This window comes from Erythrobacter sp. YT30, assembly GCF_001542875.1.
GTDB lineage: Bacteria > Pseudomonadota > Alphaproteobacteria > Sphingomonadales > Sphingomonadaceae > Erythrobacter.
Genome location: NZ_LMAF01000001.1, coordinates 442,046 through 467,398 on the forward strand (window position 1 = coordinate 442,046; position 25,353 = coordinate 467,398).

Sequence of the window (25,353 nt, forward strand, 5' to 3'; positions counted from 1 at the left end):
GAGCGAACAGGTTCCAACGCAAAGCTTGCCTTTGGATAAAGTGTGTTCCACGTCGCTTTCCATGATGTCATCAGTGAAATTTGGAATCGACCGCCTCCTGGCAGACCCGCAATTGCTTGGTGAATTGAAGGGGAAACGAGTGGCGCTCGTCGCGCATCCCGCGAGCGTGACGGAAGATCTTACACATTCGCTCGATGCTTTGATCGCTGCGGGCGTGAATGTCACGAGCGCCTTTGGCCCGCAGCACGGGCTAAAGGGCGACAAGCAGGACAATATGGTCGAAACCGAAGATGAAACCGATGCCAAATACGGCATTCCAGTTTTCTCGCTATACGGCGAAGTGCGCCGCCCGACGGGGCAGATGATGTCGAGCGCAGATGTGTTTCTATTTGACCTTCAGGACCTTGGCTGCCGCATTTATACCTTTGTCACGACCTTGCTCTATCTGATTGAAGAAGCGTCCAAATCTGGAAAGTCGGTCTGGGTGCTAGACCGGCCTAATCCCGCTGGCCGTCCGGTCGAAGGCACCATGCTGGTTCCGGGCAATGAGAGTTTTGTTGGAGCCGCTCCCATGCCCATGCGTCACGGGCTGACCTTGGGAGAAATGGGACATTGGTTTATTGAGCATTTTGATCTCGACGTGGATTATCGAGTGATAGCAATGGACGGCTGGCGGCCTGGCGGGCCGGGATATGGTTGGCCCACAGACCGCATCTGGATCAATCCATCGCCGAATGCCGCCAGTCTCAACATGGCGCGCTGTTATGCGGGCACAGTGATGATCGAGGGCGCCACGCTGTCAGAGGGCAGGGGAACAACGCGCCCTCTCGAATTTCTCTTTGGCGCTCCTGATATCGACGCAGCCGCAGTCTGGGCTGAAATGCAGCGCATTGCGCCCGAATGGTGCAACGGAGCGGCAGTGCGCGATTGCTGGTTTGAACCGACCTTTCACAAGCATGTTGGCAAACTCTGCAACGCCCTGATGGTGCATGCAGAGGGACCTTACTACTCCCATGACGCGTTCAAGCCCTGGCGCATGCAAGCGCTCGCATTCAAGGTGATCCGGCGTCTCTATCCCGATTATGCGATCTGGCGCGGCATGGACTTCGCATACGAATACACTGAGGATGCTCTCGCGATTGATGTCATCAATGGCGGACCATCTTTGCGTGAATGGGTGGACGATGTGGGCGCAGCACCAGGGGATTTGGACGCGCTGGCATCAGCGGATGAGGCGGCGTGGGTGCAGGCGGTGAGGCACCACCTGCTTTACTAGCGGTCACATATCGGGAGGAAACTATGAGTATCGGGATCGGATTGGTTTTCTTGGCAGAGCTATCTTCTGCGACATGCGTGCCGGGCAGCGAAACACCAGAGCTCGCCAAAATCGAAGCAACAAACCGCGAAGTGCGAGAGGCTTTCAAAGCAGGAGATATCGACCGTATCGCTCTGTTTCATCACGACAATGTAATTAAATCACTTGGGCCCGATCGGTTTTTCGAAGGCAAGAAGGCGCTCAAGGCGGACCTTGCGAACACACTGTCGTCCGTCTCGCTCGAATTCGGCGAGGGCGATGACAATTACCGCGAAGCGCTCACCATCTGCGGAGACACCGCAATTTCGATCACGCGCTTTTCGATCGGATGGAAACCCCTTGATGGCTCAGACGGCGGCATCGCGCGCGGAAGAGCCATGATCGTATTGGTCAAGTCAGATAAAGCGCCGCATGGCTGGGTGACACTTAAGGAAGTGATTCAGCCTTTGCCTTAGCGCGGCAGTGTGGCTCGATCTATTCTAGTGCCCCTGCTTGCGGCTCAACTCCCGCATCGCGTCGTCAAGCCCGTCGAGCGTCAGTGGGTACATCCGATCATTGACCAGCTCCTTCATCATCTTGGTCGATTGCGAATAGCCCCATTGCTTTTCGGGGACGGGGTTTAGCCAAACGGTCGCGGGGTAGGTGTCTGTCACCCGCTTCATCCAGGTGACGCCGGCTTCCTCGTTCATGTGCTCGACGCTTCCGCCTGCATGGGTGATTTCATAAGGGCTCATTGCGGCATCGCCGACAAACACCACTTTGTAATCGTGGCCATATTTATGGAGCACATCCCATGTCTTGGTGCGTTCCTGCCAGCGGCGTTTGTTGTCCTTCCACACGCCTTCATAAAGGCAATTGTGAAAGTAGAAGAATTCTAGGTTTTTAAATTCCGCTGTCGCGGCGCTGAAAAGCTCTTCGACCAGCTTGATGAATGGGTCCATAGAACCGCCCACATCGAGGAACAGGAGCAATTTCACAGCATTGCGGCGTTCCGGGCGCATATGGATATCAAGCCAGCCTTGTTTCGCTGTGCCTTCAATCGTTGCATCGATATCAAGCTGATCGGGATTACCCTCGCGCGCAAAGCGCCTGAGCCGCCGCAACGCCATCTTAATATTGCGAGTTCCCAACTCCTTCGTGTTGTCGAGGTTTTTAAACTCGCGCTTTTCCCAGACCTTGATTGCGCGCTTGTGGCGGCTTTCCCCGCCAATACGGACGCCTTCGGGATTGTAGCCTGAATTGCCAAACGGCGACGTGCCGCCGGTGCCAATCCATTTGTTGCCGCCCTGGTGGCGCTTTTCCTGTTCCTCGAGCCGCTTTTTCAGCGTCTCCATGATCTCATCCCAATCGCCCAGCTTCTCGATCTCAGCCATTTCCTCTTCCGAGAGAAATTTTTCCGCGACCGCTTTCAGCCAGTCTTCGGGGATATCAACCGGGTTCTGCCCATAATCGGACATGATCCCTTTAAAGACCTTGTGGAACACCTGATCGAACCGATCGAGCAGCCCCTCATCCTTCACGAATGTCGCGCGGGAGAGGTAGTAAAACGCCTCTGGTGTCTGGTCGATCACATCGCGATCAAGCGCTTCGAGCAGTGTCAGATGCTCTTTGAAACTCGCGCCAATTCCGGCGGCCCGCAATTCTTCTGTAAAGTTGAAAAACATGAGCGCCGGACTAGCGCGCATCTGCCCGGCTGACCAGCCCAAAGGCGAATGCGCAAAATCCCTTAAACCTTCGCTAACCAAGTTTGGATAGGCCCGCGCTATCAACAAGGGTCAATCAAATCATGAAGCTAACCGACATCGACAAAACCAATTCCAAGGCATTGGAGAATATGCCGGAAAGCTGCGGGGCGGTGACTGTTGGCTGCACCGATATCGCCGGAATTGTCGAGGCGGTAATCCAATCATCGGAATCGCTAAGAGATCAGCACGATTCGCTGCGCGGAACTGTGGCTGCGCTTGAGGCTGACCAGTCCAAAGTCGCTGAAGCGAGCGATGAAGCGCGGCTTCTGTCTGAAAGAGCGATCGAGCGGTTGGGGGAAGGCACGGCGTTAATCCAGTCTTCGCTCGGCAAGATCAATTCTCTGCTCAATCTGGTAGACACTCTTGGACAGCACGTCACGAGCTTTTCCGCCGCTATGGAGCAGGTCCGCCGCAGCGCGCAAGACATCGATGATATTGCTGAGACGACCAATATCCTCGCTCTTAATGCCACCATCGAAGCGATGCGGGCAGGCGAGGCAGGACGAACTTTTGCCGTCGTAGCGAGCGAAGTCAAAAGCCTCGCCAATGATACGCGCAGAGCGACTGAAGAAATCGCCCAGACTGTCAGCACGCTGGGTGATGAGGCGAGCGAGGTCATCGGCAAAATCGAAGCGGGTTCCACTGCGAGCGATGAAGCGAAGGAATCTGTAACGAAGATTGAGTCCACAATTCTCAATGTCGGAGAGCTCGTTGAAGAGGTCGACAAGCAGAACGACGTTATTGCTCGGTCGACGAGCACCATCAGCGGCCACGTCCATTCGGTGCAGGATGTGCTGAGCAGCTTCGATAAGGTCGCAAAAACCAACGAAGCACAACTCTATACCGCCAATGATCGCACCAAAGAACTTGAAATGACCGCGAACGATATGTTTGATCAATTGGTGCAAGCGGGACTTTCACCGCGCGACAGCATCATGGTCGATCATGCGCTGGAAACCGTCAAAGAGCTGATCGGGGTTACGGAAGACAGCCTTTCAAAAGGCACAATCACATCCGATGCCGTCTTCGATCAAAATTACCAACGCATTGAAGGCTCTAATCCAGAACGCTTCACCACGCGCATGACGCCTTTCGCAGACAATCATTGGAAACCTATCCTGAACCGCATCGTGTCAGAAGTCGATGACTGTGTCGCCGCTGTTTGCGCTGACACCAATGGCCATATGCCAACACATATCGATCGCTTTTCAGAAGCGCCGACAGGAGATTTGGTCCACGATACGCGGTTCTGCAGAAATGGGCGCATGGTCATGGACTTGGCGGACAAAGCTGCTGCCCAAAGCAACGCGCCTTATCGGATGTCAGTCTTCCGCCAGGAAGCTGATGGCCAAAATTATGTGATTGTGCGCAACGTCTATGTTCCCATCGTGATCAACGGCCGTCGATGGGGAGACTTCAAATTCGCTTATATGTTCGGCGGATTTGAACACATGTTCAATTAATGCCGATCAAGTCGGATTGCGCCGCGCCATAAAGGCGAGGCGTTCGAACATCATCACGTCCTGCTCGTTTTTAAGCAATGCACCATGCAGCGGTGGGATTGCGCTGTTGGGGTTTGCATCCTGCAGGATTTCGAGCGGCATCTCCTCGTTGAGAAGCAGCTTTAGCCAGTCGAGCAGCTCGCTGGTTGAAGGCTTTTTCTTGAGGCCTGGCACGTCGCGCAGCTCGTAAAAGATATCCATCGCTTTCTTGACAAGCGTCTTCTGGATGTCGGGGAAGTGCACATCAATGATCGACTGCATCGTCTCGCGGTCGGGAAACTTGATGTAGTGGAAGAAACAGCGGCGCAAGAATGCGTCTGGCAATTCTTTTTCGTTGTTTGAAGTGATCACCACGATCGGGCGTTCCTTCGCCTCGATGCGCTCCTGTGTTTCGTAAACATCGAAGCTCATCCGATCGAGCTCTTGGAGCAAATCGTTCGGAAATTCGATATCGGCCTTGTCGATCTCATCGATCAGGAGAACGGGGAGCTTCTCCGATGTGAATGCTTCCCACAATTTGCCCTGCTTGATGTAGTTACGAATGTCGTGGACACGCTCATCACCCAGTTGGCCATCGCGTAGACGCGCAACAGCATCATACTCATAGAGGCCCTGCTGGGCCTTGGTGGTCGACTTGATGTTCCATTCAATCAGCGGCGCGTCGATGGCCTGCGAAATCTCATGTGCAAGGACTGTCTTACCTGTACCCGGCTCGCCCTTGACCAAAAGCGGACGGCGCAAAGTCACGGCGGCATTAACGGCAACTTTCAGATCTTCTGTCGCGATGTAATTGCTGGTGCCTTCGAAACGGGTATCGACCATGAGTTTTCCTATGAGACTGAAATTTGTGCGGCGATAAGGGTCTGAGTGCGCACGCGCAAGGGGGAGTGCGCGGGGACTGGTTGTTTAGCGAGGTGCAGGGGCCATCTGTTGTGCCAAGATCAAAATGCGTTGAGCAAATCCGAGCAATTGCTGTGTGCTGATGTCGGCATCCGGATTGTTCCAGCCGAGGGTCAGAACATGGTCTATGCTGTTTTCATCGGTGAGAAGCCATGTAAGGTTGCGCACGCCCGGCTCTGATCCGCCTTTATGCCCAACATAAGTCCAACCGGTGAGGTATTCCTCGCCAATGCCTTTGTTGATGCCCATTATGTCGAAGGTTTGCGGATCAGCTGTCTGGCGCATGTATTTAAACAGACGGATGAGGTCATTCGCGCTCGACAGCCATTCTACATCGATGCGGACAGGGTTTCCTGAAAAAGCCGCGAGGATCTCCGCCTGGCTGGGCGGAGCTGTCTCGATCGTCTCGAGAATGGCGAGACGTTCTTCGAGGGTGCCCTCAGCATAAGTCTCGAGCCGGGCCTTAACACCGCCTTTGAGCAGGAAAAGCTCGCGCGTCGTCAAGAGTGGCGCGCTCAGTTCCGGATTGGAATGGTCAGTAACGAGCATTATCTTGTAGACTCTCTCCCGCCCCAACAGATTGATGAGCTGATCGGTCGCGGTGTTATCGCTGATCGACATCATCAGGCTGGCGTAGGTATACAGTGTCGCTGGCGATCCTTGGGGGAAATCCTGCATCATGCCGCTGGGATAGCTTTTGACGGATAGCGAGACGATATCATCCCAATTACGCGCTCCATCAGCGACTTCCTTGCCAAGCGCAGCGAGGACATAGAGTTTGAATGTCGAACCAAGCCCCAAAGGCGTATCTGCATTCAGTGACAGTGCAGGCGTATCGCCATTCATCGGACCGAAATAAGCGCTGACTGTGCCGGGAAGGGCGGCCAGATCGGCCTTCACTTTTTCGATGCTGTCGCCATCGGCAATAATGGGCTCAACCGTGGTGAAGAGCAGCTCACTCACCGCATAGTCTGCTGCAGGATCAATCGCGATCCCGCCTTTGGCAATACCGCGTTCAAATCGCACTTCGTAAGCGGCTCGTGTGCCGATTCTGGGTTCCAGCCGCTCTACTTCGAGCGCGGCTCCATATTGCGTGACGAGTCCTTTAGCGAACCCCTTGATCTGTTCGGGCGATATTGCTGCTAGAAACCCGTCCGAGAAAACCTCCTCGGGTTCAATTTTGGCGTTGATCAGATCGATGACTTGCTCGGCGCGATCCTCAAGCGAGGAAAACTCCGCGCTTTCGCTGGCATCTGGCGTATGCTCCTGTGCCTGGATAGGCGTGAAAGCCCACCCGAGTGCGAGCGCTATAGCGGCAAACAGACAAGCAGAATTGCGCATCACAAAAATCTGTTTGGCGGCAGCATCACACCGATAACGAAACCGCGATAACGTAAAGCATATTGACGCCAAGCATGATAATCGTGGCAACCTTCCACCCAGCCCCTGCGCCGCTCATTCCCCGATCCCATGTCCATTTGAAGACTGCTCCGCCTGCCAATGCCGCAAGCACAATCGGCACCCACGCGGCTTGGGCAAGCAGGATCATCAAGAAGGCGCTTGATACGATGAAATGCAGAAAGAAGGCACCTGTGAACCAGACTATTGGAACTGGGCGATAGGCGGTGTCGGGCATTTCCCAATCGGGGAGCGAACTGTCTGGCCGTGATAAACGCCGATTACCCGCCATGATATCCTCTTCGCGGGGGTTGGGAAATTTGCGTTCGCTCATTTGGCGTTGTCTTCTATCCTCACAAATGTGCCGCCATACCAATTGCCGGTGGCTTGCCCCCTGCTGTCATACTGGGTCGAGAACATCACATACGCATCATCTGACAACCAGACATGTCTGTAAACGCGATATGTCCCCTCAGGCTCATCAGAAAACCGAATGCTCAGCGTTAGATTGCCTTTGTCATCGAGGCTGCCAGTACCATCGCCAAGTCTCGATGTGCCAAAATGCGATAGGTGCGCGACGGTTCCACTATTTTGGTCCAATGCCCAAAGGATATGGCCCTTGAAATCCACTGCATCCTCCTGACACAGTATAGTCATACCAGTGTTTACGCGTGCGCAGTCAGTGCGGTGCCCTGGAATTGACAGCGTCTGGAGCGTCGCTCCGTCCCAAATTTGCTCGAAGCGATCATCCTTGAGTGTCCAGCTGCCTTCAAACCGTTCGAACGGATAGGCTTCGTGCTCCTCCTCAGCCAAAGCGGGCGCAGTGAGAAAGGCAGCTAGGAGAGCAAGTCGCGCAAGGATCATGCGTCGATCATCTCGCGGTCCACATCGCTTGCGTGGTTCTGGATGAAGTTGAAGCGGTGCTCTGGATTTCGACCCATCAATTGATCGACCAGCACTTTGACACTTGCACGGTCTTCAAATTCAGCGGGCAGAGTGATGCGAATGAGCGAACGTGTATCCGGGTTCATCGTCGTTTCGCGTAGCTGCTGCGGGTTCATTTCACCAAGACCCTTAAACCGACCCACTTCAACCTTCTTGCCTTTGAACACGGTCGCTTCCAGCTCAGCCCGATGCGCATCATCGCGAGCATAGCGGCTCTCTTTACCGGCGGTCAGGCGGTAGAGCGGGGGCTGAGCGAGGAACAAGTGCCCTTTGCGCACAAGATCAGGCATTTCTTGGAAAAAGAACGTCATCAATAACGTCGCGATATGCGCGCCATCGACATCGGCATCGGTCATGATGATCACGCGGTCATAGCGAAGGTTTTCTGCATCGCATTCCTTTCGCGTCCCACACCCAAGCGCGAGTGCAAGATCCGCGATTTCCGAATTGGCGCGAATTTTGTCGGCGGTTGCACTCGCAACATTCAGTATCTTGCCTCGTATCGGCAGGATTGCCTGCGTCTTGCGATTGCGCGCCTGTTTCGCGCTGCCGCCTGCTGAATCGCCCTCGACGATGAATAGCTCTGTTTCGGCGTCGCCTTCGCCCGAACAATCGGTCAGCTTACCGGGCAGGCGCAGCTTCTTGGCGTTGGTCACAGTCTTGCGCTTGATCTCGCGCTCTTGCTTGCGGCGCAGGCGCTCATCCATGCGCTCCATTACTTCGCCAAGCAGCGCATTTCCTCGGTCCATATTGTCGGTGAGGAAGTGATCGAAGTGATCGCGCACTGCGTTTTCGACAAGGCGTGCGGCCTCGGGCGATGTCAGGCGATCCTTGGTTTGCGACTGGAATTGCGGATCACGGATAAAGACGCTCAGCATAACCTCGCATCCTGTCATCACATCATCGGCTGTGATGTCTTTGGCCTTTTTCGTGCCGGTAAGCTCGCCAAATGCGCGCAGGCCTTTGGTCAGGGCCCCGCGAAGGCCCTGTTCATGCGTGCCGCCATCGGGGGTGGGGACGGTGTTACAATACCAACTGGTCGATCCATCAGAGAAAAGCGGCCAGGCAATCGCCCATTCGACGCGACCTTGAGAAGATCCGTCCGTCTCCGGGAAATCCTGATTGCCAGTGAAGGCCTGCGCGGTGACGCATTCGCGCCCGCCGATTTGTTCAGCCAAGTGATCTGCAAGCCCACCTGGAAATTTGAACACAGCCTCGGCAGGGACATCCTCTGATGCAAGGCTCTCAGCGCACTTCCAACGGATTTCGACACCAGCGAACAGGTATGCTTTGGAGCGCGCCAGTTTGAATAGGCGATGCGGCTTGAATGCTCGATCGCCGAAAATCTCGGTATCGGGTGTAAATGCCACTGTTGTGCCACGCCGATTGGGTGCTGAACCGACAGTCTCAATCGGTCCAAGCGTCTGCCCCTTCGAGAATTCTTGCGCATAAAGCTGCTTGTCACGCGCGACCTCTACTCTGGTGTGCGAGGAAAGCGCGTTCACAACGCTGACGCCTACGCCGTGGAGGCCGCCGCTTGTCGCGTAAGCCTTGCCTGAGAACTTGCCGCCCGAGTGCAAAGTTGAAAGGATCACTTCAAGCGTGGATTTGCCCGGAAACTTTGGGTGCTCATCTACGGGGATGCCGCGACCGTTATCCGATATGGAAAGGCGATTGCCTTCCTCCAACCGTACCTCAATGCGGGACGCGTGGCCGGCAACCGCCTCATCCATTGCGTTATCGAGGACTTCTGCTGCCAAGTGATGCAGCGCGCGGTCATCGGTTCCACCAATATACATGCCGGGCCGGCGGCGCACAGGTTCGAGGCCCTCAAGGACTTCGATTGAGGAGGAATCATAATCGCCGCTGGACGCAGGCGTGCCATCAAACAAATCTTCGGACATGGGCTTGATATAGGCAGTACGCTGTCCCCCTCACAAGAGAGGCCAACACCTTATGCGCAATTGCTCGAAGCCTGCGCGTCAGCTGCCAAAGCTTTGCGGCGCAGCATCAACCTGAACGATCTCGCCAGAACGGATTTCGCGCACTTCGAGCGCCCGTTCCGCAATACCCTGTCGATTGAAGCGGAAAGCGCCATCAACGCCAAGGAAACCACCGCGATCATACAGCTGCGATTTGGGGAAAGGATCGCCCACACGCCAATCGCGTGCGACACGCAATGTCAGCAGAACTGCATCATAGCCAAGCGTCGCGATCCGATATGGCTTGTTGCCAAACCGTTGTTTATAGCTATCGGCGAAGCGGCGGAAGCGACCGTCGGACACGGCAGAAAAGAGAGCACCGTTCACATTGCTCGACTGAGCAAGCGAGGCCTCACCGCTCCACAATTCCGTGCCGAGCAGCCTCACACCTGATGCGCCGTCGCTGCGCAATTGACCTGCCGCCTGTGTCGCAAGCCTTGCGCCATCGGCGATCAAGACGGTGTCGTATCCACCGCTTGACCGTAGGCGCTGCGCCGCGCTGACAATTGAGGTGTTGCCGCGCGCATATGTTTCGCTCGAAATCAGCTGGCCGCCATAGTCGCGAAGCGCGTTCTGAAGAGCACTGAACGACTTCTGACCGTAATCACCATCCGGCAGCAGTGCGGAAAAGCGGTTGGAACCATTCGACCGCGCATAACGGACTGTACGCCGGATCGATTGTTCGGGAATATGGCCCATTACGAGCACATCCGCACTCGCGACGCTCGCATCGTTTGAGAATGCGATTGCGGGAACGCGGGCAGGACGAGCAGCCGCCTGAACCGCAGGCACATTGTCCGCAAGCAACGGGCCAAGGATCAGCTTGTTGCCATCTGCAATCGCCTGTCGCGCTGCGGCAGCAGCGCCGGTTGATGTATCATAAGTCGTTATGCGCAGATTGTTCGCATTGGTATCGAGCAGCGCCATTGTCGTTGCATTGGCAAGCGATTGTCCAACAGCACCCGTGTTTCCCGATGTTGGAAGCAGCAAGGCCACCCGGTGCCGCGTATCATCGGTGGGCAAGCCCGTGGTCGGCTGAGCGGTGGGGCTTGCAACCGGGGGGGGCGCATCGGTCTGCGTTTTCGGGATCACCGAACAACCAGCCAGAACCACCGCGCCAATCGCGGCGGCCAGAGCATTTCGAGCCGCTCGGCCAAAGCCGGAGCGCGACGATGCCGCCGCTGAAATGCGAAAATCCATATCTTTCATTCTTGCCGACCCCTCTGCGCTGGTTCAATGACCCCTTGTGACCCAATCAAACAGCATCACAAGGCCTGAATCAGCATTTAACGAACCACTTGGCCGCGGGCTTTATATTGTCGCCACGCCAATTGGCAATCTAGGCGATATAACGATGCGTGCTGTCGATGTGCTGCGGCGCTGCGATGCAATTGCGTGCGAAGATACGCGCGTTACGGGCAAGCTTTTGGCGCATCTGGGCATCGATACAAGGATGCTCCGATATGATGACCATGCATCCGAAGATCAGCGGGATCGTTTGTTGGAGCGTGCGTCAAACGAAGCGATAGCGCTGGTGAGCGATGCGGGCACCCCGCTGATATCCGATCCGGGCTATCGGCTCGTAAGCGAGGCTCGCGCCGCTGGGATCCCGGTGACGACAATCCCCGGCGTCTCAGCCGCGATTGCAGGGCTGACAATATCAGGCCTTCCCACTGATCGCTTTGTTTTTGCTGGGTTCCTTCCTGTAAAGGACAAGGCGAAAGGCGATATGCTGTCCGAACTCGCGGGCATCGCGGGCACTCTTATCTTTTATGAAACCGGCCCCCGCCTGACGCGCAGCCTTGAGATGATTGCCTCGCTCTGGCCCAAACGCCAGGTGGCCGTAGCGCGCGAATTGACGAAACTGCATGAAGAATGCCGCTCAGGCTCCGCGAGCGAACTATCAGATTACTACACCGCGCATCCTCCCAAAGGCGAGATTGTGCTGTTGGTAGGGCCTCCAGTGGAAGAAGACGCAAGGCATGATCCGGACGCTCTCTTGCGCGAGGCTCTCGCTGATCTGAGCCCGAGCAAGGCTGCCGCCAAAGTCGCCAAAAGTACAGGGATCGACCGTCAAACGCTTTACGCGCGTGCTGTGGAGCTCAAATCGTGAGTGATCCCAAGCGCGTAATCGCTGATCAGAAAGGCCGCGACGCCGAAGCTGAGGCCGCGCAATGGCTGATGCAGCAGGGCTGGCAGGTGATCGCTCAGAGGGTCAAGACCAAGCTTGGCGAGATTGATCTCATCGCCAAAAAACCCGGCATTTGCGGCTTTTTCGAAGTTAAATGGCGCAAGCGTTCCGCAGACCTTACCGATGCGATTGACGAGCGGCGTCTGGCTCGGGTTGCGGCCGCTGTGGAGCTGGTTGCCTATGATTATGCCGAGACAACGGATGATTTGACAATCGACGTGCTTCTGCTTGCACCCGGAGCACGCCCACGCCACATCCCCAACGCCTGGATGCCCTGATCAAAATACATCCGTTGGCCCTGAGCTTGTCGAAGGGCTGCATTTCCTTTTAAGCCAGCACGAGAAATAGAAGTACAATGCTTCGACAAGCTCAGCATGAGCGGGAGTTGAAAATTGAGCCTGAAAGTCGCGGTCCAGATGGACCCTATCGAGAATATCAATATCAAGGGCGACAGCTCTTTCGCGCTTATGCTGGCTGCACAGGAGCGTGGGCATACGCTGTATGAGTATCATGTCGAAAGCCTGACGCTGGATGCAAATGACAGGCTTTTTGCCGATTGCGCGCCCGTGACAGTGCAGCGCGTTGAAGGCGATCATGTGACAATGGGTGACCGGCAAAGGCTCGATCTTGGCAAGGATATCGACGTCATCCTGATGCGGCAGGATCCGCCCTTCCATATGGGCTATATCACCGCGACGCACCTGCTTGAGCGTATTCAGGGTGAGACGCTGGTGGTCAACGACCCTGCCAATGTTCGCAATGCGCCTGAAAAGGTGATGGTGTTGAATTACCGGCAATTCATGCCGCCAACGCTCGTCACCCGCTCTGCCGAAGAAGCGCGCCGATTTATGGATGAGCACGGTGCGATTGTGATGAAGCCGATCCATGGCAATGGCGGAAAAGCAATATTCCGCATCCCTGAAAACGGCGAAAACCTCACCGCTTTATTCGAAGTGTTCAATCAGACCTGGCCCGAACCGCACATGCTGCAACCCTTCCTTCCCGAAGTGGCGACAGGCGACAAACGCATCGTGCTGGTCGATGGCGAGGTCGCTGGAGCCATCAACCGCATTCCGGGCGAAGGCGAGTTTCGCAGCAATCTCGCGATGGGCGGCAGCGCCGAGGCGACAGGTCTGACTGAGCGCGAACAAGAAATCTGTGACGCCATGGGGCCAGAACTCAAGCGACTTGGCCTGACCTTCGTCGGCATCGATGTAATCGGCGGCAAATGGCTGACCGAAATCAACGTCACATCGCCAACAGGCATTGTGGCGATTTCGGAGTTTGACGGAAGCGATGTCGCCGGAATGATCTGGGACGCTATTGAGGGGCGTATTTTCTAGAATATCCTACTTTTCTAGAATATCCTACGAATTGAGGGGCTGCTCGGAGGCCATATTCCATGAGGTACATAGTCTATCTTTTTATTTTTTTGCCGAGCCTAATTCTATCATCAACTTTTTCTAGCTTTCTCGACTACGGAATTATTGAGTGGTATTACATAATTTCAGTCAATTTTTTTGTCGGCGAAGGTCACGGCTTGTTTTTTATTTTTATCGCTTATTATCCCTTCGCTATAATTCCTGCAATTGAGTATGTGGTTAGGAAAAGAAAGCGTACAATAAGCCAAGACTTGAGGGAGTTTGAATGAGCTTTCAAAACGTGTCGCTGACGGACGCTGCTAAGAAATAGGCCACAAATTTCGTCATTGCGAAGAGCAAAGCGACTCGGCAATTGAGATTAAAGGCGCTCAACGCTCTGGATTGCTTCGCTACATTCGCAATGATGCAATGGGTTCGTCAAATCGTCATCCCAGCGAAAGCTGGGATCGCTCTCAGCCTAAGATCCGCCCAAACAAATCATCCCAACTAGGATTTCGAGCTTCAATTAGCTCAATTTTCCATTGTCGCTTCCAAGCCTTCATGGCCTTCTCACGAGCGATGGCTGCATCGATTGTGCTGCACTCTTCGACATAGACAAGCCAGTCGAGACCATAGCGCCGACAGAATTTCGAACCTTTGCCGTTTCGGTGCTGCATCATACGAGCAGGCAGATCGGCAGTTACACCAATGTAAAGCACTCCGCGCACGCGATTGCTCATGATGTAGACCCACCCGCCCATGTGATAGGGTAAGCACTTTGTTGATCGCGATCCCAGCTTTCGCTGGGATGACGACGGTTAAAAGTTGGAGAGGCGTGAGTTATCGCTGCTGTTTTGTCACCCTAGAACGCGGCCTTAAGGGTGCTTGAAAGCGCTGATTTTACGAACAGAATCGAGGACCGATTTGCACCTGAATTCATACCTTCTTCGCGCGCTTGCAAGCCCGCGGATGCGCATCGCGATAGGTCTCCAACATGCTCGCGGCATCGACCTTGGTGTAAATTTGGGTCGAGCCGAGCGAAGCGTGGCCGAGCAATTCCTGAAGGCTCCGCAAGTCCGCGCCTGCTCCCAGCAAATGCGTTGCGAATGAATGACGCAGAGCATGCGGCGTGGCGGTATCGGGGAGGCCCAAAGCAACCCTTGCGCGCGCCATCGCTTTTTGAACCATTCCGGGCGACAAGGGGCCGCCTTTTGCGCCCCGGAACAAGGCCTCGTCAGGATCGAGGGGTAGGGGGCATGCTTCGACATAATCAGCCACCGCTTGTCGTGTCACCGGCAAGACGGGGACAATGCGCTGTTTGCCGCCCTTACCAGTAACCGAAAGTGTCTCTCCCAAAGGCGCATCTCGGCCAAGCAGCGACAGCGTCTCCGCAATCCGCAACCCTGATCCGTACATGAGTAGCAGCACGGCCCGGTCGCGTGCGCCGATCCAGTCTTCGCAGGCAGACCCCTCGACCAGTTCTGCCAGATTCACTGCCTCATCAGGGGTGACGGGGCGGGGGAGGCCTTTCTTGAGGCGCGGCCCTCGCATTCGTGGAGCAGAAGGGTCAGGATCGCCAGTCTCTGCACGGGCAAAAGCAATAAAGGCTTTGACGGCAGAAAGCTCGCGCGCAGCGCTGGAATTGGCGAGACCACCTGCGCGGCGGGAGGCCAGAAACCCGCGCAATTGTGACGATTCGACCCTGGCGACGTCCTGCAGGCTCTCGGATCCGCAATGCGCAATCAGATTGCGCGCGGCATTGGCGTAGGCTCGCACGGTGTGTGGGGAACGGCGCAGCGAATGGGTCAAGTGATGCTGCCAGACTTCGAGTATTTCCGGCACGCTCACGAAGTCACCAGCTCGTTTGCGACAAGCTCGCCAAGCAAGCCATCAAGAAGTGGGCTGCCGTCTTGCGTCACACCCATACGATCGCCCTCGTGCCAGACAAGGCCGAGGCTTTCGTAATGGTCAGCCTTCGCAGGATTGATCAGCTGGGATTTCGTCAATCCAAACCGCGATGCCATCGCACCAAGATCAATCCCTTCGGCGAGGCGCAAACCCATCAAAAGAGCTTCAGACGCCTGCTCGCGCGGGTCAAGATGTCGCTGTTCATTGATGCCATGACCGCGCTCAGAGACGGCGCGAAGATAGTTTTCCGGCTTCTTGTGCCGCACGGTCGCAGCGCCGCCGCGTCTGCCATGCGCTCCGGGTCCGATGCCCGAATAATCCTGATATCGCCAATAGGTGAGGTTGTGGCGGCTTTCCTCTCCGGGCCGCGCGTGATTGCTGGTTTCATAAGCAGGGAGACCCGCCGCCGCGGTCAGTTCTTGCGTCACTGCGAACAAATCCGCCGCCAGGTCGGGATCAAGAGGCGTAAAAACACCTCGCCGAACATCGGTTTCGAACCGGGTCGAAGGCTCGATCGTGAGTTGATAGAGCGAAAGATGGCCCGTGCCAAAGCGCAGCGCGCGGGCGAGCTCATCCCGCCACTCTGCCGGTGTTTGATCGGGAAGGGCGTAGATTAGGTCAAAGCTGACCCTGCCAAAGTTCTGCTGAGCGGTATCAAGCGCAGCCAAAGCCTCATCCGAGCCATGCAATCGCCCGAGCCATTGCAGTGTCGCGTCATCCAGTGACTGCACCCCCAACGACACGCGATTAATCCCAGCACCGCTTAGAGATGCAAAACTGGCGGCTTCCACTGAGGATGGATTGGCCTCCAGTGTGATCTCGATACCGTCTGTAAAGCCCCAAAGCCGCTCCGCTTCGCCAAGCAAGGTTTCGACCAGTGAAGGCGGCATTAGCGATGGCGTGCCGCCGCCGAAGAACACTGAAGTGAGCGTTTCACCGCCAGCCACTTCAGCTTCAGCGCGCATATCGGCAAGCAAAGCAGCTTCCCATGCAGCGAGGTCCACGCTTTCGCGGACATGCGAATTGAAGTCGCAATAGGGGCACTTCTTCTCGCAAAAAGGCCAATGAATGTAGAGCGCGCGGGCCATATCGCGCACCATACCTCGCTTCGTCTGGAAATGGCCACCTCTCAAAGCAATACGAGCGTGCACAGCCATTTGCTAAAGTTGCAGTAACCTAATCCGCTTAGCGTCCGGCAATCATAATAATGAAGATGGGTCGGATGAAAGTAGCATTGAGCACAAGCGTGAAAAGCGCGTTGGCACTGGCATTGGCGCCAGCTCTGATGGCATGCGGGGGTGGGGACGGTGCCTCTTCTGCGAATACTGCAGTGGCGGGGCCGGGGCCCACTCCTTCGCCGAGCCCGTCACCATCTCCGAGCCCGTCTCCTTCGCCCACGCCAACTCCGACGCCCACCCAAGGCACGTCATCTAGCCGCCAGGATGAAATGCTCGCGATCGTGCTTGCAGCGCACAACGATGCGCGCGCAGAGGTGGGAACGCCAGCCTTGGTGCTAGATCAGGATCTCAATAATCAGGCGCTTGCCTATGCTGAACAATTGGCGCGCACGGGCCAGTTCCAGCATAGCAATCGCAATGATCGTCCGGGACAGGGCGAGAACCTATGGGCGGGCACTGCGGGCGCATTCGACTATGCGTATATGGCAGCAGGGTGGATCGATGAAAAACGATTCTACGTCCACGGCACTTTTCCCAATGTGAGCAATACCGGAAATTGGGCCGACGTAGGGCATTACACCCAGATCATCTGGCGCGATACGACCCGACTTGGCTGCGGCGTCGCAACCGGTTCTGGGCGCGATTATCTAGTTTGCCGCTATGCTCCGCCGGGCAACGTGCAGGGCCAGTACGCATATTAGCGTTGCGCAATTGGTTTAGCCGAACTGATCGGCAACTAACTTTGCAAAGGCATCAGCGCGGTGGCTGATCGCGTGCTTTTCTGAAGGGTCGATCTCGGCGAATGTCTCGGTCCGTCCATTAGGCGCGAAAACCGGATCATAGCCAAATCCCAAGGTTCCACGTGGCGGCCATGTGAGTGAGCCGGGGCATTTGCCCTCGTAAACAGCATGTTCGCCATCAGGCCAGGCAATCGCGAGCACACAATGAAAGGCGGCTGATCGATCGGTGTCCGGGCCAAGCTCTTGCAGCATTCCTTCAACCTTTCCCATCGCCATATACCAATCGCGGCCTGGATCCCCTTCGAACCATTGCCGCTCTGCCCAATCGGCAGTGTAGACGCCGGGACGCCCGCCAAGGGCGTCGACGGAAAGGCCGCTATCATCCGCCAATGCGGGCATCTGAGATGCTTCTGCCGCAGCACGCGCTTTGATCAGAGCGTTCTCTACGAATGTGGTGCCAGTCTCGGCAGGTTCGGGCAGGCCAAGCGCTCCTGCGGAAAGGCACTTCATCCCGTATGGATCGAGCAGCGCGGAAATCTCTTTGAGCTTGCCCGCATTATGCGTCGCAATGACGAGCGAACCTCCGCCCAATCGACGTGTTGCGTTACCCGTCACTTCACCGCGTCCAACTGCGCCTTGAAAATTGCATCGCAGCCCATGTTGGCAAGTCTTAGCAAACGAAGCAGACCTTCCTCATCGTATGTTGCGCCCTCTGCTGTCGCTTGCACTTCTGCAATCTGTCCGCCCGAGATCAACACGAAATTCGCATCCGCATCGGCATCGCTGTCTTCTGGGTAATCGAGATCCAGCACCGGTGTGCCCTTATAGATGCCGCACGAAATCGCCGCGACCTGTGCCGTGATGGGATCTTCTTTTAGATCGCCTGCGGTCATCAAACCATTCACTGCAAGGCGCAACGCTACCCATGCGCCGGAAATCGATGCCGTCCGTGTGCCGCCATCAGCCTGGATAACATCACAGTCCAAAGTGATCTGCCGTTCGCCGAGCTTTTCCAGATCCACTACAGCGCGTAGGGACCGCCCGATAAGCCGCTGAATTTCCTGCGTCCGGCCTGATTGCTTGCCGCGAGCCGCTTCGCGCGATGATCGCGTGTGTGTCGAGCGGGGGAGCATCGAATATTCGCCTGTAACCCAGCCTTCGCCCTTGCCGCGAAGCCATGGCGGGATCCGTTCTTCAACACTCGCCGTGCACAGAACGCGTGTATCGCCAAAACTGACTAGGCAGGACCCTTCGGCATGTTTGGTAAAGCCGGTTTCAATCGTGATGGCGCGCATTTCATCAGGCGCACGGCCAGAGGGTCTCATCAAGCAAACTCCATATCTTTTATGATTCGTGTCTTGGGCGCGGTTTGGCTGGGAACAATGCGACCCGCAAGGCTTTGCGAATTGGCAAGACACACTAAATTGACCGCATGACCAAGCCGTCCGATCTTCCTCCCATCACCGAACTAACAGAACGAGCGCGCGAAATCTTTCGCCGTGTGGTTGAGGGATATATCGACAGCGGACTGCCAGTTGGGTCAAAGACTTTGGCAGCCGATGGCGCGCTCAATCTGTCGCCGGCATCAATCCGGTCCGTCCTGGCCGATCTTGAAAGCCTCGGCCTTTTGGAGGCCCCTCATACAAGCGCAGGGCGTCAGCCGACCGATGCAGGTCTTCGCATTTTTGTTGATGGGATGATGCGAGTTGCAGAGCCTACCGATGATTTACGCGGACAGATTGAGGCGCGGCTCGATGCGGCGGGTCCGGTTGAAAAGGCTTTGGAGCAGGCAAGCGCTGTCCTTTCCGATCTATCGGGCGCGGCCGGCATGGTCCTTGTCCCCTCGCGCGAAGAAAAGCTCACTCAGTTTAGCCTCGTGCCGCTGAACGAAAGCACCGCGCTTGCCGTTCTTGTTGGCGAGAGTGGCGGTGTGGAGAACAGGGTCGTGGAAATCGACCCAACGCTGCCGCCATCGGCTCTGGAGCAGGCGAGCAATTACGTCACCGCGCGCCTGGCAGGGCGCACGCTTGCCGAGGCATCCAAGTCTATGCGGGCCGAAATCAGCGCAGGTGAGAGCCAGCTTGATGCGGCGAGCCGCGATCTTGTCGAACGCGGTCTTGCCGTTTGGAGCACCGATGCGAATGAACGCCCAGTCCTCATTGTGCGCGGTGCGGCGAACCTATTGGACGAAGCGGCAGTTGAGGATATCGAACGTGTCCGACTGCTGCTTGATGATCTGGAAAACAAGCAGTCGGTCGCAAGTCTTTTGGAAAGCGCACGCGGCGCGCGCGCTACACAAATTTACATTGGAAGTGAAAATAGGCTTTTTGGTCTTTCGGGTTCTTCCGTAATTGCTTCTCCTTACTATGACAGCGAAGAGAGAGTTGTGGGTGTATTGGGCGTCATCGGCCCCACTCGCTTGAATTATGCACGCGTCGTGCCCATGGTAGATTTAACGGCCAGAGCACTTGGCCGATTGATCAAATAACACGATGTTTTAACCGGATCGCCAAGGCTTTATGGAACAAACCGACAAACCTTCATGTGAGCCCGTTCCTGATGAGATTCAGGACGTGCCTGAGCAGTTTCTCGACAATGGAGACGAGGAAGCAGGGGAAGAAGAAAGCGTTGATGACGCGCTCGCCAGCCTGCGCGAAGATTTGGCAGCGGCTAAGCAGGATGTGCTGTATGCCCGCGCCGAAACGCAGAATGTGCGCCGCCGCATGGAAAAAGACATTTCGGATGCGCGCAACTATGCAGCAACCAGCTTTGCCCGCGATATCTTGAGCGTGGCGGATAACCTTGCTCGTGCTGTCGATTCCATTCCTGACACTCTGCGCGAAGACGAGAAGATGAAAGGGCTGGTGACCGGTATCGAAGCGACCCAGCGCGAGCTTGAAAAGGTCTTCAAAGGCCACGGCATTGAGCGCGTCCCCGCAATGGGCCTGCCGCTTGATCCAAACCATCATCAGGCCATGATGGAAGTGCCCACCGACGAACACGAGCCAGGCACCGTTATCCAGGAGATGCAGGCAGGCTGGACAATCAAGGACCGTCTTCTGCGTCCAGCCATGGTAGGTGTGGCGAAGAAGCCCGATTAAGCGGCAGCGGTTTCAAAAATACCGCGAGAACGCTTCGTAGTCAGCTGTGTAGAATTTTTCGAGCTTCGCAATCTGCTTTGCTGTCAGCTCGCCGGGTGAAAGCTTTGGTCCGCCTGTTTGGAAGCGGCCGGCCTCGACTGTGTCGCCAACCACGGTTGAGACGTCTTCCAAGAACGCATCCATCTGATGAATGCCGTATACCGCGCTGTAGTAGGCTGGATCAGCGCCTGCGAAATCGACCATTGGCCTGCAATGCGATTTGATGATCGGGATTGCGAGATACTTCTCAAACCGGTCAATAAACTCCCCCAGATCGGGGGAGGGCGTGAGCCTTGAAAATCGTCCAAGCTTTTGAATGGCTTTGGGAGAGATGTCCTCATGGAAAACAACTCGGTTGCTGTAAGCTGACAAGAACCTCTTAATCGGATCGCGCACCATTAAAAGGCGGCGATAATCGGCAATCTGGTGCTCGGGGAATTCTGTACGTAATAGAGATGGATAGAAGCGGTGGACATGCCAGGCTTCGCCATTTGCGGTGAAGGGATTGAACGCAAATCCGTTCTCAACCTCGAACAGCATCCGCTTGATCGATGTGCAAGCGACCTTCGGGATCGCGGCATAGAAAAGCTTCTTGTTTTTGAGAACGACAGTCATCTGGACAATTCCGTTTATTGACCCCGCGTTTAACCTGCCGCCGCCCCAGGAAAGCGCACCAACACATCATAAGCGGCCTTGTCGGCAACACCTGCAACTTGAGCGCCACTACGAAGCCAAAAAGCGTGTTTTACGATTTCTGCTTGTTGCTCAATTCCGTAAGCCGTGAAAGGCTGGCCGGGCTTTAACGTGTAATCATATCGACAGAATGGATGACGGTGCAGAACGAGATACCATTTCCCGCGGTTTTGCGCCTGCCAGATGTGGGTCATTTCATGGATGAAGAACCCCTGCCGCATCAAATTCTCTGAGGCAAAGTCATCGCTGTAGGCGTTGCCTTTTGGATGAAAATGCATGTGGCCTTGCGGGGCCATGGTCACTTTGCGGGGCTGAAAGGGAAACCATTTGCGCCGTCTCATTTTGACGGGCGCATAATCAATTGCATTGCCGAATATAGAACGCGCCAGCGCAACCTCGCCTGATGTCAAATGCCGCTCTGACCCTACAGGTAAAGCGGGCCGAGCGGCATCAGTTTGGTTGGCAGATAGTGATGCGCTCAGCGTTCATCCCCGGCGGCTTTAACCTCGGCCTGGAATTTATGCTTGTCGCCGCCCGAGACTCTGATCGCCACCTCAACCGTGCTGCCCGGCGTGATGCTTTCATCGAGGCCAAACGCCATTATGTGCTTCCCGCCCGGTTCGAATGAAACCGTTTCGCCTTGGCGCATTGCGACAGGGCCAGTCTCGCCCATTTGCATCTTGAATTCATATTCCATCGTGTCGTGAACTTCGGTTTTCTCCGCACCTTCAACTTCGGCTCCGCTGATCGATAGTCCCCGATCGCCAGTATAGGTAAGGTCGAAATATACAGCCGCGGGATTGCCCGAAACGGGAGGCAGCATCAGCCGGGCATTTTCAATCTCGATGCCCGGCACAACACCTTCCGGTGCAGCTTCAACCGGCGCCTCGCTTTCGCAGGCTGCAAGTGCCATTGCCATGCCAGCTGCTAGCGCGCCGTAAACCAGTTTTATCTTTCCAAATCCCGTTGTATTCAACACAGAAAACCCTCTGTTTGTGTCCCGGCATAGAACTAGAGGTGCCAATCTCTTGTGCCAAGAGAAAGCGCACCTATATCCCGCTCATGTTTTTCGTCGCTTGCGCAGTTTGCAAGCTTTGATCACCAGCAGGTGGCAAAGTCAATCTGTTGTCAATCGACACCTAAATATCTGTAATGGATGGGGAAAGAATGGCAAAAGTAATCGGTATCGACCTCGGCACCACCAACAGCTGTGTTGCTGTCATGGACGGGGGCAAACCCAAAGTCATCGAAAATTCCGAAGGCGCGCGCACGACGCCTTCGATTGTGGCGTTCACCAAGGATGAAGAGCGCCTGATCGGCCAGCCTGCAAAGCGTCAGGCTGTGACTAACCCTGATAACACTTTGTTTGCGATCAAGCGTCTAATAGGTCGCCGGTTCGATGATCCGCTGACCAAGAAGGACATGGAGATCGTCCCTTATGACATCGTCAAAGGCAAGAATGGCGATGCATGGGTAAAGGCAGGCGGAGAAGAGTATTCGCCCAGCCAGATTTCCGCTTTCATCTTGCAAAAAATGAAAGAGACGGCGGAAAGCTATCTCGGTGAAACGGTTGAACAGGCGGTTATCACTGTTCCAGCGTACTTCAACGATGCCCAGCGTCAGGCAACCAAGGACGCAGGTCAGATCGCAGGTCTTGAAGTTCTGCGCATCATCAATGAGCCAACCGCAGCTGCTCTCGCATACGGCATGGACAAGGATGACGGCAAAACCATCGCCGTATATGACCTTGGCGGCGGCACGTTCGACGTTTCGATCCTCGAGATCGGCGATGGCGTGTTCGAAGTGAAGTCGACCAATGGCGACACCTTCCTTGGCGGTGAAGATTTCGACAATGCGATTGTTGAGCACCTCGCCGAAGCCTTCAAAAAGAAGGAAAACATGGATCTGAAGACCGACAAGCTGGCTCTTCAGCGTCTTAAGGAAGCAGCCGAAAAGGCGAAGATTGAGCTTTCCAGCTCGGCCACGACGGAAGTGAACCTGCCGTTCATTACCGCTCGCATGGAAGGTGGTTCGTCGACGCCGCTGCACTTGGTTGAAACGATCAGCCGTTCAGACCTTGAAAAGCTGGTGAGTGATCTGATCAACCGCACGCTTGAGCCTTGCAAGAAAGCTCTCACGGATGCTGGCATTTCGAAAGATCAGGTTGATGAGGTCATCCTTGTCGGCGGCATGACGCGCATGCCCAAGGTTCGCGAAGTGGTTGAAAACTTCTTCGGCGCGAAACCGCACACGGGCGTGAACCCTGACGAAGTCGTTGCGATGGGTGCTGCCATTCAGGCCGGCGTTCTGCAGGGAGATGTTAAGGACGTCCTGCTCCTCGACGTGACGCCATTGTCACTCGGGATCGAAACGCTTGGCGGTGTCTTTACCCGCATGATCGATCGCAACACGACGATCCCAACGAAGAAGACGCAGACCTATTCGACTGCTGAAGACAATCAGAACGCTGTGACGATCAAGGTCTTCCAAGGTGAGCGCGAAATGGCAGCTGATAACAAGCTGCTTGGCAACTTCGACCTGCTCGGCATTCCGCCAGCACCACGCGGTGTCCCGCAGATTGAAGTTACCTTCGATATCGATGCGAACGGTATCGTCAGCGTCTCTGCCAAGGACAAAGGCACCGGCAAAGAACAGACGATCAAGATCCAGGCATCGGGCGGTCTTTCCGATTCTGACATCGATCAGATGGTTCAGGACGCTGAGAAATTCGCCGAAGAAGACAAGAAACGCCGCGAAAGCGCCGAAGCGCGCAATCAGGCCGACAGCCTTGTCCACGCAACTGAAAAGCAGCTTGAAGAACATGGCGATGCGATCGACGCTGAAACCAAGTCTTCGGTTGAAACCGCTCTTGCCGAAACCAAGACCGCTCTCGAAGGCGACGATGCCGAAGAGATCAACGCCAAGGCTCAGGCCCTGACGCAAGCGGCTATGGAGATGGGCAAGCAGATTTACGAGAAAGAGCAGGCATCAGCCAGCGCCGAAGCGGACGCATCAGGTGCAACTGAAGAAGCGGCTCCGGAAGCAGCAGAAGACGACGATGTCGTTGATGCGGAATTCTCCGAAGTAGACGAAGACAACAAGGGCTGATCCCCTTATGACAAGCCTGACGGGAGGGGATCGCGGCGCGCCAAGCGCCCGCGATCCGGCTCCCGCTCGCTTCATGGGATAGGTGCCGATGGCTCAGACCGCTTCAGATTATTACGATACGCTTGGTGTGGCCCGCGATGCCGATGGGCCAGCGATCAAGGGTGCTTATCGTAAACTGGCGATGAAGTATCATCCGGACAAAAACCCGGATGACACGTCAGCCGAAGCTAAATTCAAGCAGATCAACGAGGCATACGATTGTCTCAAAGATCCGCAAAAGCGCGCAGCCTATGATCGCTTTGGCCATGAGGCTTTCCAGCAAGGCATGAATGGCGGCGGCGGTGGCCGAGGCCCCGGTGCTGGCGACTTTGCCGATATCGGCGACATCTTCGAAACGATTTTCGGAGGCGCATTTGGCGGAGGCGGCGCGGCACGTCAGCAAAACCGACGCGGTGCGGATTTGCGCTATGACATGCAGATCACGCTCGAAGAAGCCTTCCACGGCAAATCGACCGAGATCGAGATCGAGGTTTCGCAAAGCTGTGACACTTGCGATGGATCGGGCGCAACGCCTGGCACTGGCGAGCGCACATGCAATTTGTGTCATGGACGCGGCACCGTTCGCGCAAAACAAGGCCTGTTCGTCGTAGAACGATCCTGTCCAACCTGTAGCGGGCGCGGCGTTGTCATTGAAAACCCGTGTGCGGTGTGCCGCGGGGAAGGGCGTGTCGATCGGCCGCAGGCGTTAGAAGTGGAGATTCCACCGGGCGTCGACACGGGCACGCGCATCCGTCTTGCGAACAAAGGCGAGGCGGGCGCTCGCGGTGCGCCTCCGGGTGATCTTTATATTTTCATCCACGTGGCTCAGCACAATCTGTTCGAACGCGAAGGCACCACTTTGGCCGCTCGCATTCCTGTTAGCTTCACAACTGCAGCTCTGGGCGGAACCGTTGAATTCCCGGATATGGACGGTAGCACTAACAAGATCGAAATTCCGGTCGGCATTCAATCGGGCAAGCAATTGCGTGTTCGCGGGGCCGGCATGCCAGTCCTTCAAGGACGCGGTCGCGGCGATCTGGTGGTGGAGATCGCGGTTGAGACACCGACGAAACTCAGCCGCAAGCAAAAAGAAATTCTCGAGCAGTTCCGCGAAACCGAAACCGGTGATGAATGCCCCGAAAGCAAAGGCTTCTTCTCAAAATTGAAAGACGCGTTCGGGACGTAAACTCGCTTTTGCTCGACACCGC

Annotated in this window: 26 protein-coding genes; 11 read left to right on the top strand and 15 right to left on the bottom strand. The window is 55.8% G+C overall.

Translation table 11 applies throughout. The features are described 5' to 3' along the window. Positions 1–73: 73 nt before the first annotated feature. Positions 74–1,276, top strand: coding sequence for an exo-beta-N-acetylmuramidase NamZ domain-containing protein (locus AUC45_RS02055; protein ID WP_067598916.1), 1,203 nt, complete (start codon positions 74–76; stop codon positions 1,274–1,276). Between the two features lie 23 nt (positions 1,277–1,299). After that, positions 1,300–1,770 (top strand): nuclear transport factor 2 family protein, encoded by a 471-nt coding sequence (locus AUC45_RS02060; protein WP_067597439.1) that lies wholly within the window; start codon positions 1,300–1,302, stop codon positions 1,768–1,770. A gap of 24 nt (positions 1,771–1,794) precedes the next feature. Here the strand turns inward: AUC45_RS02060 and AUC45_RS02065 are convergent, their stop codons facing one another. Then, entirely contained in the window at positions 1,795–2,979 is a 1,185-nt protein-coding gene (locus AUC45_RS02065; protein WP_067598919.1) for a VWA domain-containing protein, read from the bottom strand. A 122-nt stretch (positions 2,980–3,101) separates the two neighbouring features. On the opposite strand from AUC45_RS02065, the gene AUC45_RS02070 reads away from it, so the two are divergent. Beyond that, on the top strand, positions 3,102–4,523 hold the full coding sequence (locus AUC45_RS02070) for a methyl-accepting chemotaxis protein (protein ID WP_067597443.1): 1,422 nt from the start codon (positions 3,102–3,104) through the stop codon (positions 4,521–4,523). Between the two features lie 6 nt (positions 4,524–4,529). On the opposite strand, the gene AUC45_RS02075 is transcribed toward AUC45_RS02070, so the two are convergent. From AUC45_RS02075 to AUC45_RS02100, 6 genes are all read right to left on the bottom strand, one after another. Further along, complete coding sequence (locus tag AUC45_RS02075; RefSeq protein ID WP_067597446.1) at positions 4,530–5,384, bottom strand: MoxR family ATPase; 855 nt, start codon at positions 5,382–5,384, stop codon at positions 4,530–4,532. Positions 5,385–5,468: 84 nt separating this feature from the next. Continuing rightward, a complete protein-coding gene (locus AUC45_RS02080) occupies positions 5,469–6,803 on the bottom strand; it encodes a serine hydrolase (protein WP_067597448.1) in 1,335 nt (444 codons plus the stop codon). A 25-nt stretch (positions 6,804–6,828) separates the two neighbouring features. After that, positions 6,829–7,194, bottom strand: a complete 366-nt coding sequence (locus tag AUC45_RS02085) for a hypothetical protein (protein WP_067597451.1) — start codon at positions 7,192–7,194, stop codon at positions 6,829–6,831. Next, complete coding sequence (locus tag AUC45_RS02090; protein WP_067597454.1) at positions 7,191–7,724, bottom strand: hypothetical protein; 534 nt, start codon at positions 7,722–7,724, stop codon at positions 7,191–7,193. The genes AUC45_RS02085 and AUC45_RS02090 overlap by 4 nt, the downstream gene beginning before the upstream one ends. Further along, entirely contained in the window at positions 7,721–9,709 is a 1,989-nt protein-coding gene (parE, locus tag AUC45_RS02095; protein WP_067597457.1) for a DNA topoisomerase IV subunit B, read from the bottom strand. The genes AUC45_RS02090 and parE overlap by 4 nt, the downstream gene beginning before the upstream one ends. 78 nt (positions 9,710–9,787) lie before the next feature. Next, positions 9,788–10,987, bottom strand: coding sequence for a penicillin-binding protein activator (locus tag AUC45_RS02100; RefSeq protein WP_067598922.1), 1,200 nt, complete (start codon positions 10,985–10,987; stop codon positions 9,788–9,790). Positions 10,988–11,051: 64 nt separating this feature from the next. Here AUC45_RS02100 and rsmI point away from each other — a divergent pair, with 64 nt between their 5' ends. The 3 genes from rsmI to gshB all read left to right on the top strand — a co-directional run bounded on the left by rsmI (position 11,052) and on the right by gshB (position 13,321). Next, complete coding sequence (rsmI, locus tag AUC45_RS02105) at positions 11,052–11,900, top strand: 16S rRNA (cytidine(1402)-2'-O)-methyltransferase (RefSeq protein WP_067598925.1); 849 nt, start codon at positions 11,052–11,054, stop codon at positions 11,898–11,900. Beyond that, positions 11,897–12,256 carry a YraN family protein gene (locus tag AUC45_RS02110; RefSeq protein ID WP_067597460.1) on the top strand — a complete coding sequence of 120 codons (360 nt, stop codon included), beginning with the start codon at positions 11,897–11,899 and terminating at the stop codon, positions 12,254–12,256. Before rsmI ends, AUC45_RS02110 begins: the two co-directional genes overlap by 4 nt. 114 nt (positions 12,257–12,370) lie before the next feature. Further along, positions 12,371–13,321, top strand: coding sequence for a glutathione synthase (gene gshB / locus AUC45_RS02115; RefSeq protein ID WP_067597463.1), 951 nt, complete (start codon positions 12,371–12,373; stop codon positions 13,319–13,321). 491 nt (positions 13,322–13,812) lie between these two features. On the opposite strand, the gene AUC45_RS02125 is transcribed toward gshB, so the two are convergent. The 3 genes from AUC45_RS02125 to hemW form a co-directional block, all read right to left on the bottom strand. Continuing rightward, positions 13,813–14,100 carry a GIY-YIG nuclease family protein gene (locus AUC45_RS02125; RefSeq protein WP_067597469.1) on the bottom strand — a complete coding sequence of 96 codons (288 nt, stop codon included), beginning with the start codon at positions 14,098–14,100 and terminating at the stop codon, positions 13,813–13,815. A 175-nt stretch (positions 14,101–14,275) separates the two neighbouring features. Continuing rightward, positions 14,276–15,187, bottom strand: coding sequence for a tyrosine recombinase XerC (locus AUC45_RS02130; RefSeq protein ID WP_067597472.1), 912 nt, complete (start codon positions 15,185–15,187; stop codon positions 14,276–14,278). Continuing rightward, positions 15,184–16,335, bottom strand: coding sequence for a radical SAM family heme chaperone HemW (gene hemW / locus AUC45_RS02135; RefSeq protein WP_067598928.1), 1,152 nt, complete (start codon positions 16,333–16,335; stop codon positions 15,184–15,186). The genes AUC45_RS02130 and hemW overlap by 4 nt, the downstream gene beginning before the upstream one ends. A 134-nt stretch (positions 16,336–16,469) precedes the next feature. Between hemW and AUC45_RS02145 the strand changes: the two genes are divergently transcribed. Beyond that, the gene (locus AUC45_RS02145) at positions 16,470–17,126 is read left to right on the top strand and encodes a CAP domain-containing protein (protein WP_197409486.1); all 657 of its coding nucleotides are present in this window, start codon (positions 16,470–16,472) and stop codon (positions 17,124–17,126) included. A gap of 15 nt (positions 17,127–17,141) precedes the next feature. Here the strand turns inward: AUC45_RS02145 and rdgB are convergent, their stop codons facing one another. Both rdgB and rph read right to left on the bottom strand, forming a co-directional pair. After that, complete coding sequence (gene rdgB / locus AUC45_RS02150) at positions 17,142–17,780, bottom strand: RdgB/HAM1 family non-canonical purine NTP pyrophosphatase (RefSeq protein ID WP_067597481.1); 639 nt, start codon at positions 17,778–17,780, stop codon at positions 17,142–17,144. Beyond that, the gene (gene rph / locus AUC45_RS02155) at positions 17,777–18,490 is read right to left on the bottom strand and encodes a ribonuclease PH (RefSeq protein ID WP_067597485.1); all 714 of its coding nucleotides are present in this window, start codon (positions 18,488–18,490) and stop codon (positions 17,777–17,779) included. The genes rdgB and rph overlap by 4 nt, the downstream gene beginning before the upstream one ends. A gap of 107 nt (positions 18,491–18,597) precedes the next feature. Between rph and hrcA the strand changes: the two genes are divergently transcribed. After that, on the top strand, positions 18,598–19,653 hold the full coding sequence (gene hrcA / locus AUC45_RS02160; protein WP_067597488.1) for a heat-inducible transcriptional repressor HrcA: 1,056 nt from the start codon (positions 18,598–18,600) through the stop codon (positions 19,651–19,653). A gap of 31 nt (positions 19,654–19,684) precedes the next feature. Next, complete coding sequence (grpE, locus tag AUC45_RS02165; RefSeq protein WP_067597491.1) at positions 19,685–20,266, top strand: nucleotide exchange factor GrpE; 582 nt, start codon at positions 19,685–19,687, stop codon at positions 20,264–20,266. A 12-nt stretch (positions 20,267–20,278) separates the two neighbouring features. On the opposite strand, the gene AUC45_RS02170 is transcribed toward grpE, so the two are convergent. The 3 genes from AUC45_RS02170 to AUC45_RS02180 form a co-directional block, all read right to left on the bottom strand. Beyond that, positions 20,279–20,920: a sulfotransferase family 2 domain-containing protein gene (locus AUC45_RS02170; RefSeq protein WP_067597494.1), complete on the bottom strand. Its 642-nt coding sequence runs from the start codon at positions 20,918–20,920 to the stop codon at positions 20,279–20,281. A 29-nt stretch (positions 20,921–20,949) separates the two neighbouring features. After that, positions 20,950–21,408, bottom strand: coding sequence for a vgr related protein (locus AUC45_RS02175; protein WP_233998501.1), 459 nt, complete (start codon positions 21,406–21,408; stop codon positions 20,950–20,952). A 68-nt stretch (positions 21,409–21,476) separates the two neighbouring features. After that, a complete protein-coding gene (locus tag AUC45_RS02180) occupies positions 21,477–21,977 on the bottom strand; it encodes a copper chaperone PCu(A)C (RefSeq protein ID WP_233998502.1) in 501 nt (166 codons plus the stop codon). 188 nt (positions 21,978–22,165) lie between these two features. On the opposite strand from AUC45_RS02180, the gene dnaK reads away from it, so the two are divergent. Both dnaK and dnaJ read left to right on the top strand, forming a co-directional pair. Then, entirely contained in the window at positions 22,166–24,106 is a 1,941-nt protein-coding gene (gene dnaK / locus AUC45_RS02185) for a molecular chaperone DnaK (protein ID WP_067597500.1), read from the top strand. A gap of 88 nt (positions 24,107–24,194) precedes the next feature. Next, positions 24,195–25,331, top strand: coding sequence for a molecular chaperone DnaJ (gene dnaJ / locus AUC45_RS02190; protein WP_067597503.1), 1,137 nt, complete (start codon positions 24,195–24,197; stop codon positions 25,329–25,331). The last annotated feature ends 22 nt before the right edge of the window (positions 25,332–25,353 follow it).

What these genes read in the sequence shown, in the direction of transcription:
- hemW (WP_067598928.1), bottom strand. Translation starts at nt 16,335, where the DNA reads ATGGCCCGCGCGCTCTACATTCATTGGCCTTTTTGCGAGAAGAAGTGC.
- AUC45_RS02145 (WP_197409486.1), top strand. Translation starts at nt 16,470, where the DNA reads ATGAAAGTAGCATTGAGCACAAGCGTGAAAAGCGCGTTGGCACTGGCA.
- AUC45_RS02125 (WP_067597469.1), bottom strand. Translation starts at nt 14,100, where the DNA reads ATGGGCGGGTGGGTCTACATCATGAGCAATCGCGTGCGCGGAGTGCTT.
- AUC45_RS02090 (WP_067597454.1), bottom strand. Translation starts at nt 7,724, where the DNA reads ATGATCCTTGCGCGACTTGCTCTCCTAGCTGCCTTTCTCACTGCGCCC.
- dnaJ (WP_067597503.1), top strand. Translation starts at nt 24,195, where the DNA reads ATGGCTCAGACCGCTTCAGATTATTACGATACGCTTGGTGTGGCCCGC.
- rph (WP_067597485.1), bottom strand. Translation starts at nt 18,490, where the DNA reads ATGAGACCCTCTGGCCGTGCGCCTGATGAAATGCGCGCCATCACGATT.
- AUC45_RS02085 (WP_067597451.1), bottom strand. Translation starts at nt 7,194, where the DNA reads ATGAGCGAACGCAAATTTCCCAACCCCCGCGAAGAGGATATCATGGCG.
- AUC45_RS02070 (WP_067597443.1), top strand. Translation starts at nt 3,102, where the DNA reads ATGAAGCTAACCGACATCGACAAAACCAATTCCAAGGCATTGGAGAAT.
- grpE (WP_067597491.1), top strand. Translation starts at nt 19,685, where the DNA reads ATGGAACAAACCGACAAACCTTCATGTGAGCCCGTTCCTGATGAGATT.
- AUC45_RS02060 (WP_067597439.1), top strand. Translation starts at nt 1,300, where the DNA reads ATGAGTATCGGGATCGGATTGGTTTTCTTGGCAGAGCTATCTTCTGCG.
- AUC45_RS02075 (WP_067597446.1), bottom strand. Translation starts at nt 5,384, where the DNA reads ATGGTCGATACCCGTTTCGAAGGCACCAGCAATTACATCGCGACAGAA.
- parE (WP_067597457.1), bottom strand. Translation starts at nt 9,709, where the DNA reads ATGTCCGAAGATTTGTTTGATGGCACGCCTGCGTCCAGCGGCGATTAT.
- AUC45_RS02065 (WP_067598919.1), bottom strand. Translation starts at nt 2,979, where the DNA reads ATGTTTTTCAACTTTACAGAAGAATTGCGGGCCGCCGGAATTGGCGCG.
- AUC45_RS02080 (WP_067597448.1), bottom strand. Translation starts at nt 6,803, where the DNA reads ATGCGCAATTCTGCTTGTCTGTTTGCCGCTATAGCGCTCGCACTCGGG.
- AUC45_RS02170 (WP_067597494.1), bottom strand. Translation starts at nt 20,920, where the DNA reads ATGACTGTCGTTCTCAAAAACAAGAAGCTTTTCTATGCCGCGATCCCG.
- dnaK (WP_067597500.1), top strand. Translation starts at nt 22,166, where the DNA reads ATGGCAAAAGTAATCGGTATCGACCTCGGCACCACCAACAGCTGTGTT.
- hrcA (WP_067597488.1), top strand. Translation starts at nt 18,598, where the DNA reads ATGACCAAGCCGTCCGATCTTCCTCCCATCACCGAACTAACAGAACGA.
- AUC45_RS02100 (WP_067598922.1), bottom strand. Translation starts at nt 10,987, where the DNA reads ATGGATTTTCGCATTTCAGCGGCGGCATCGTCGCGCTCCGGCTTTGGC.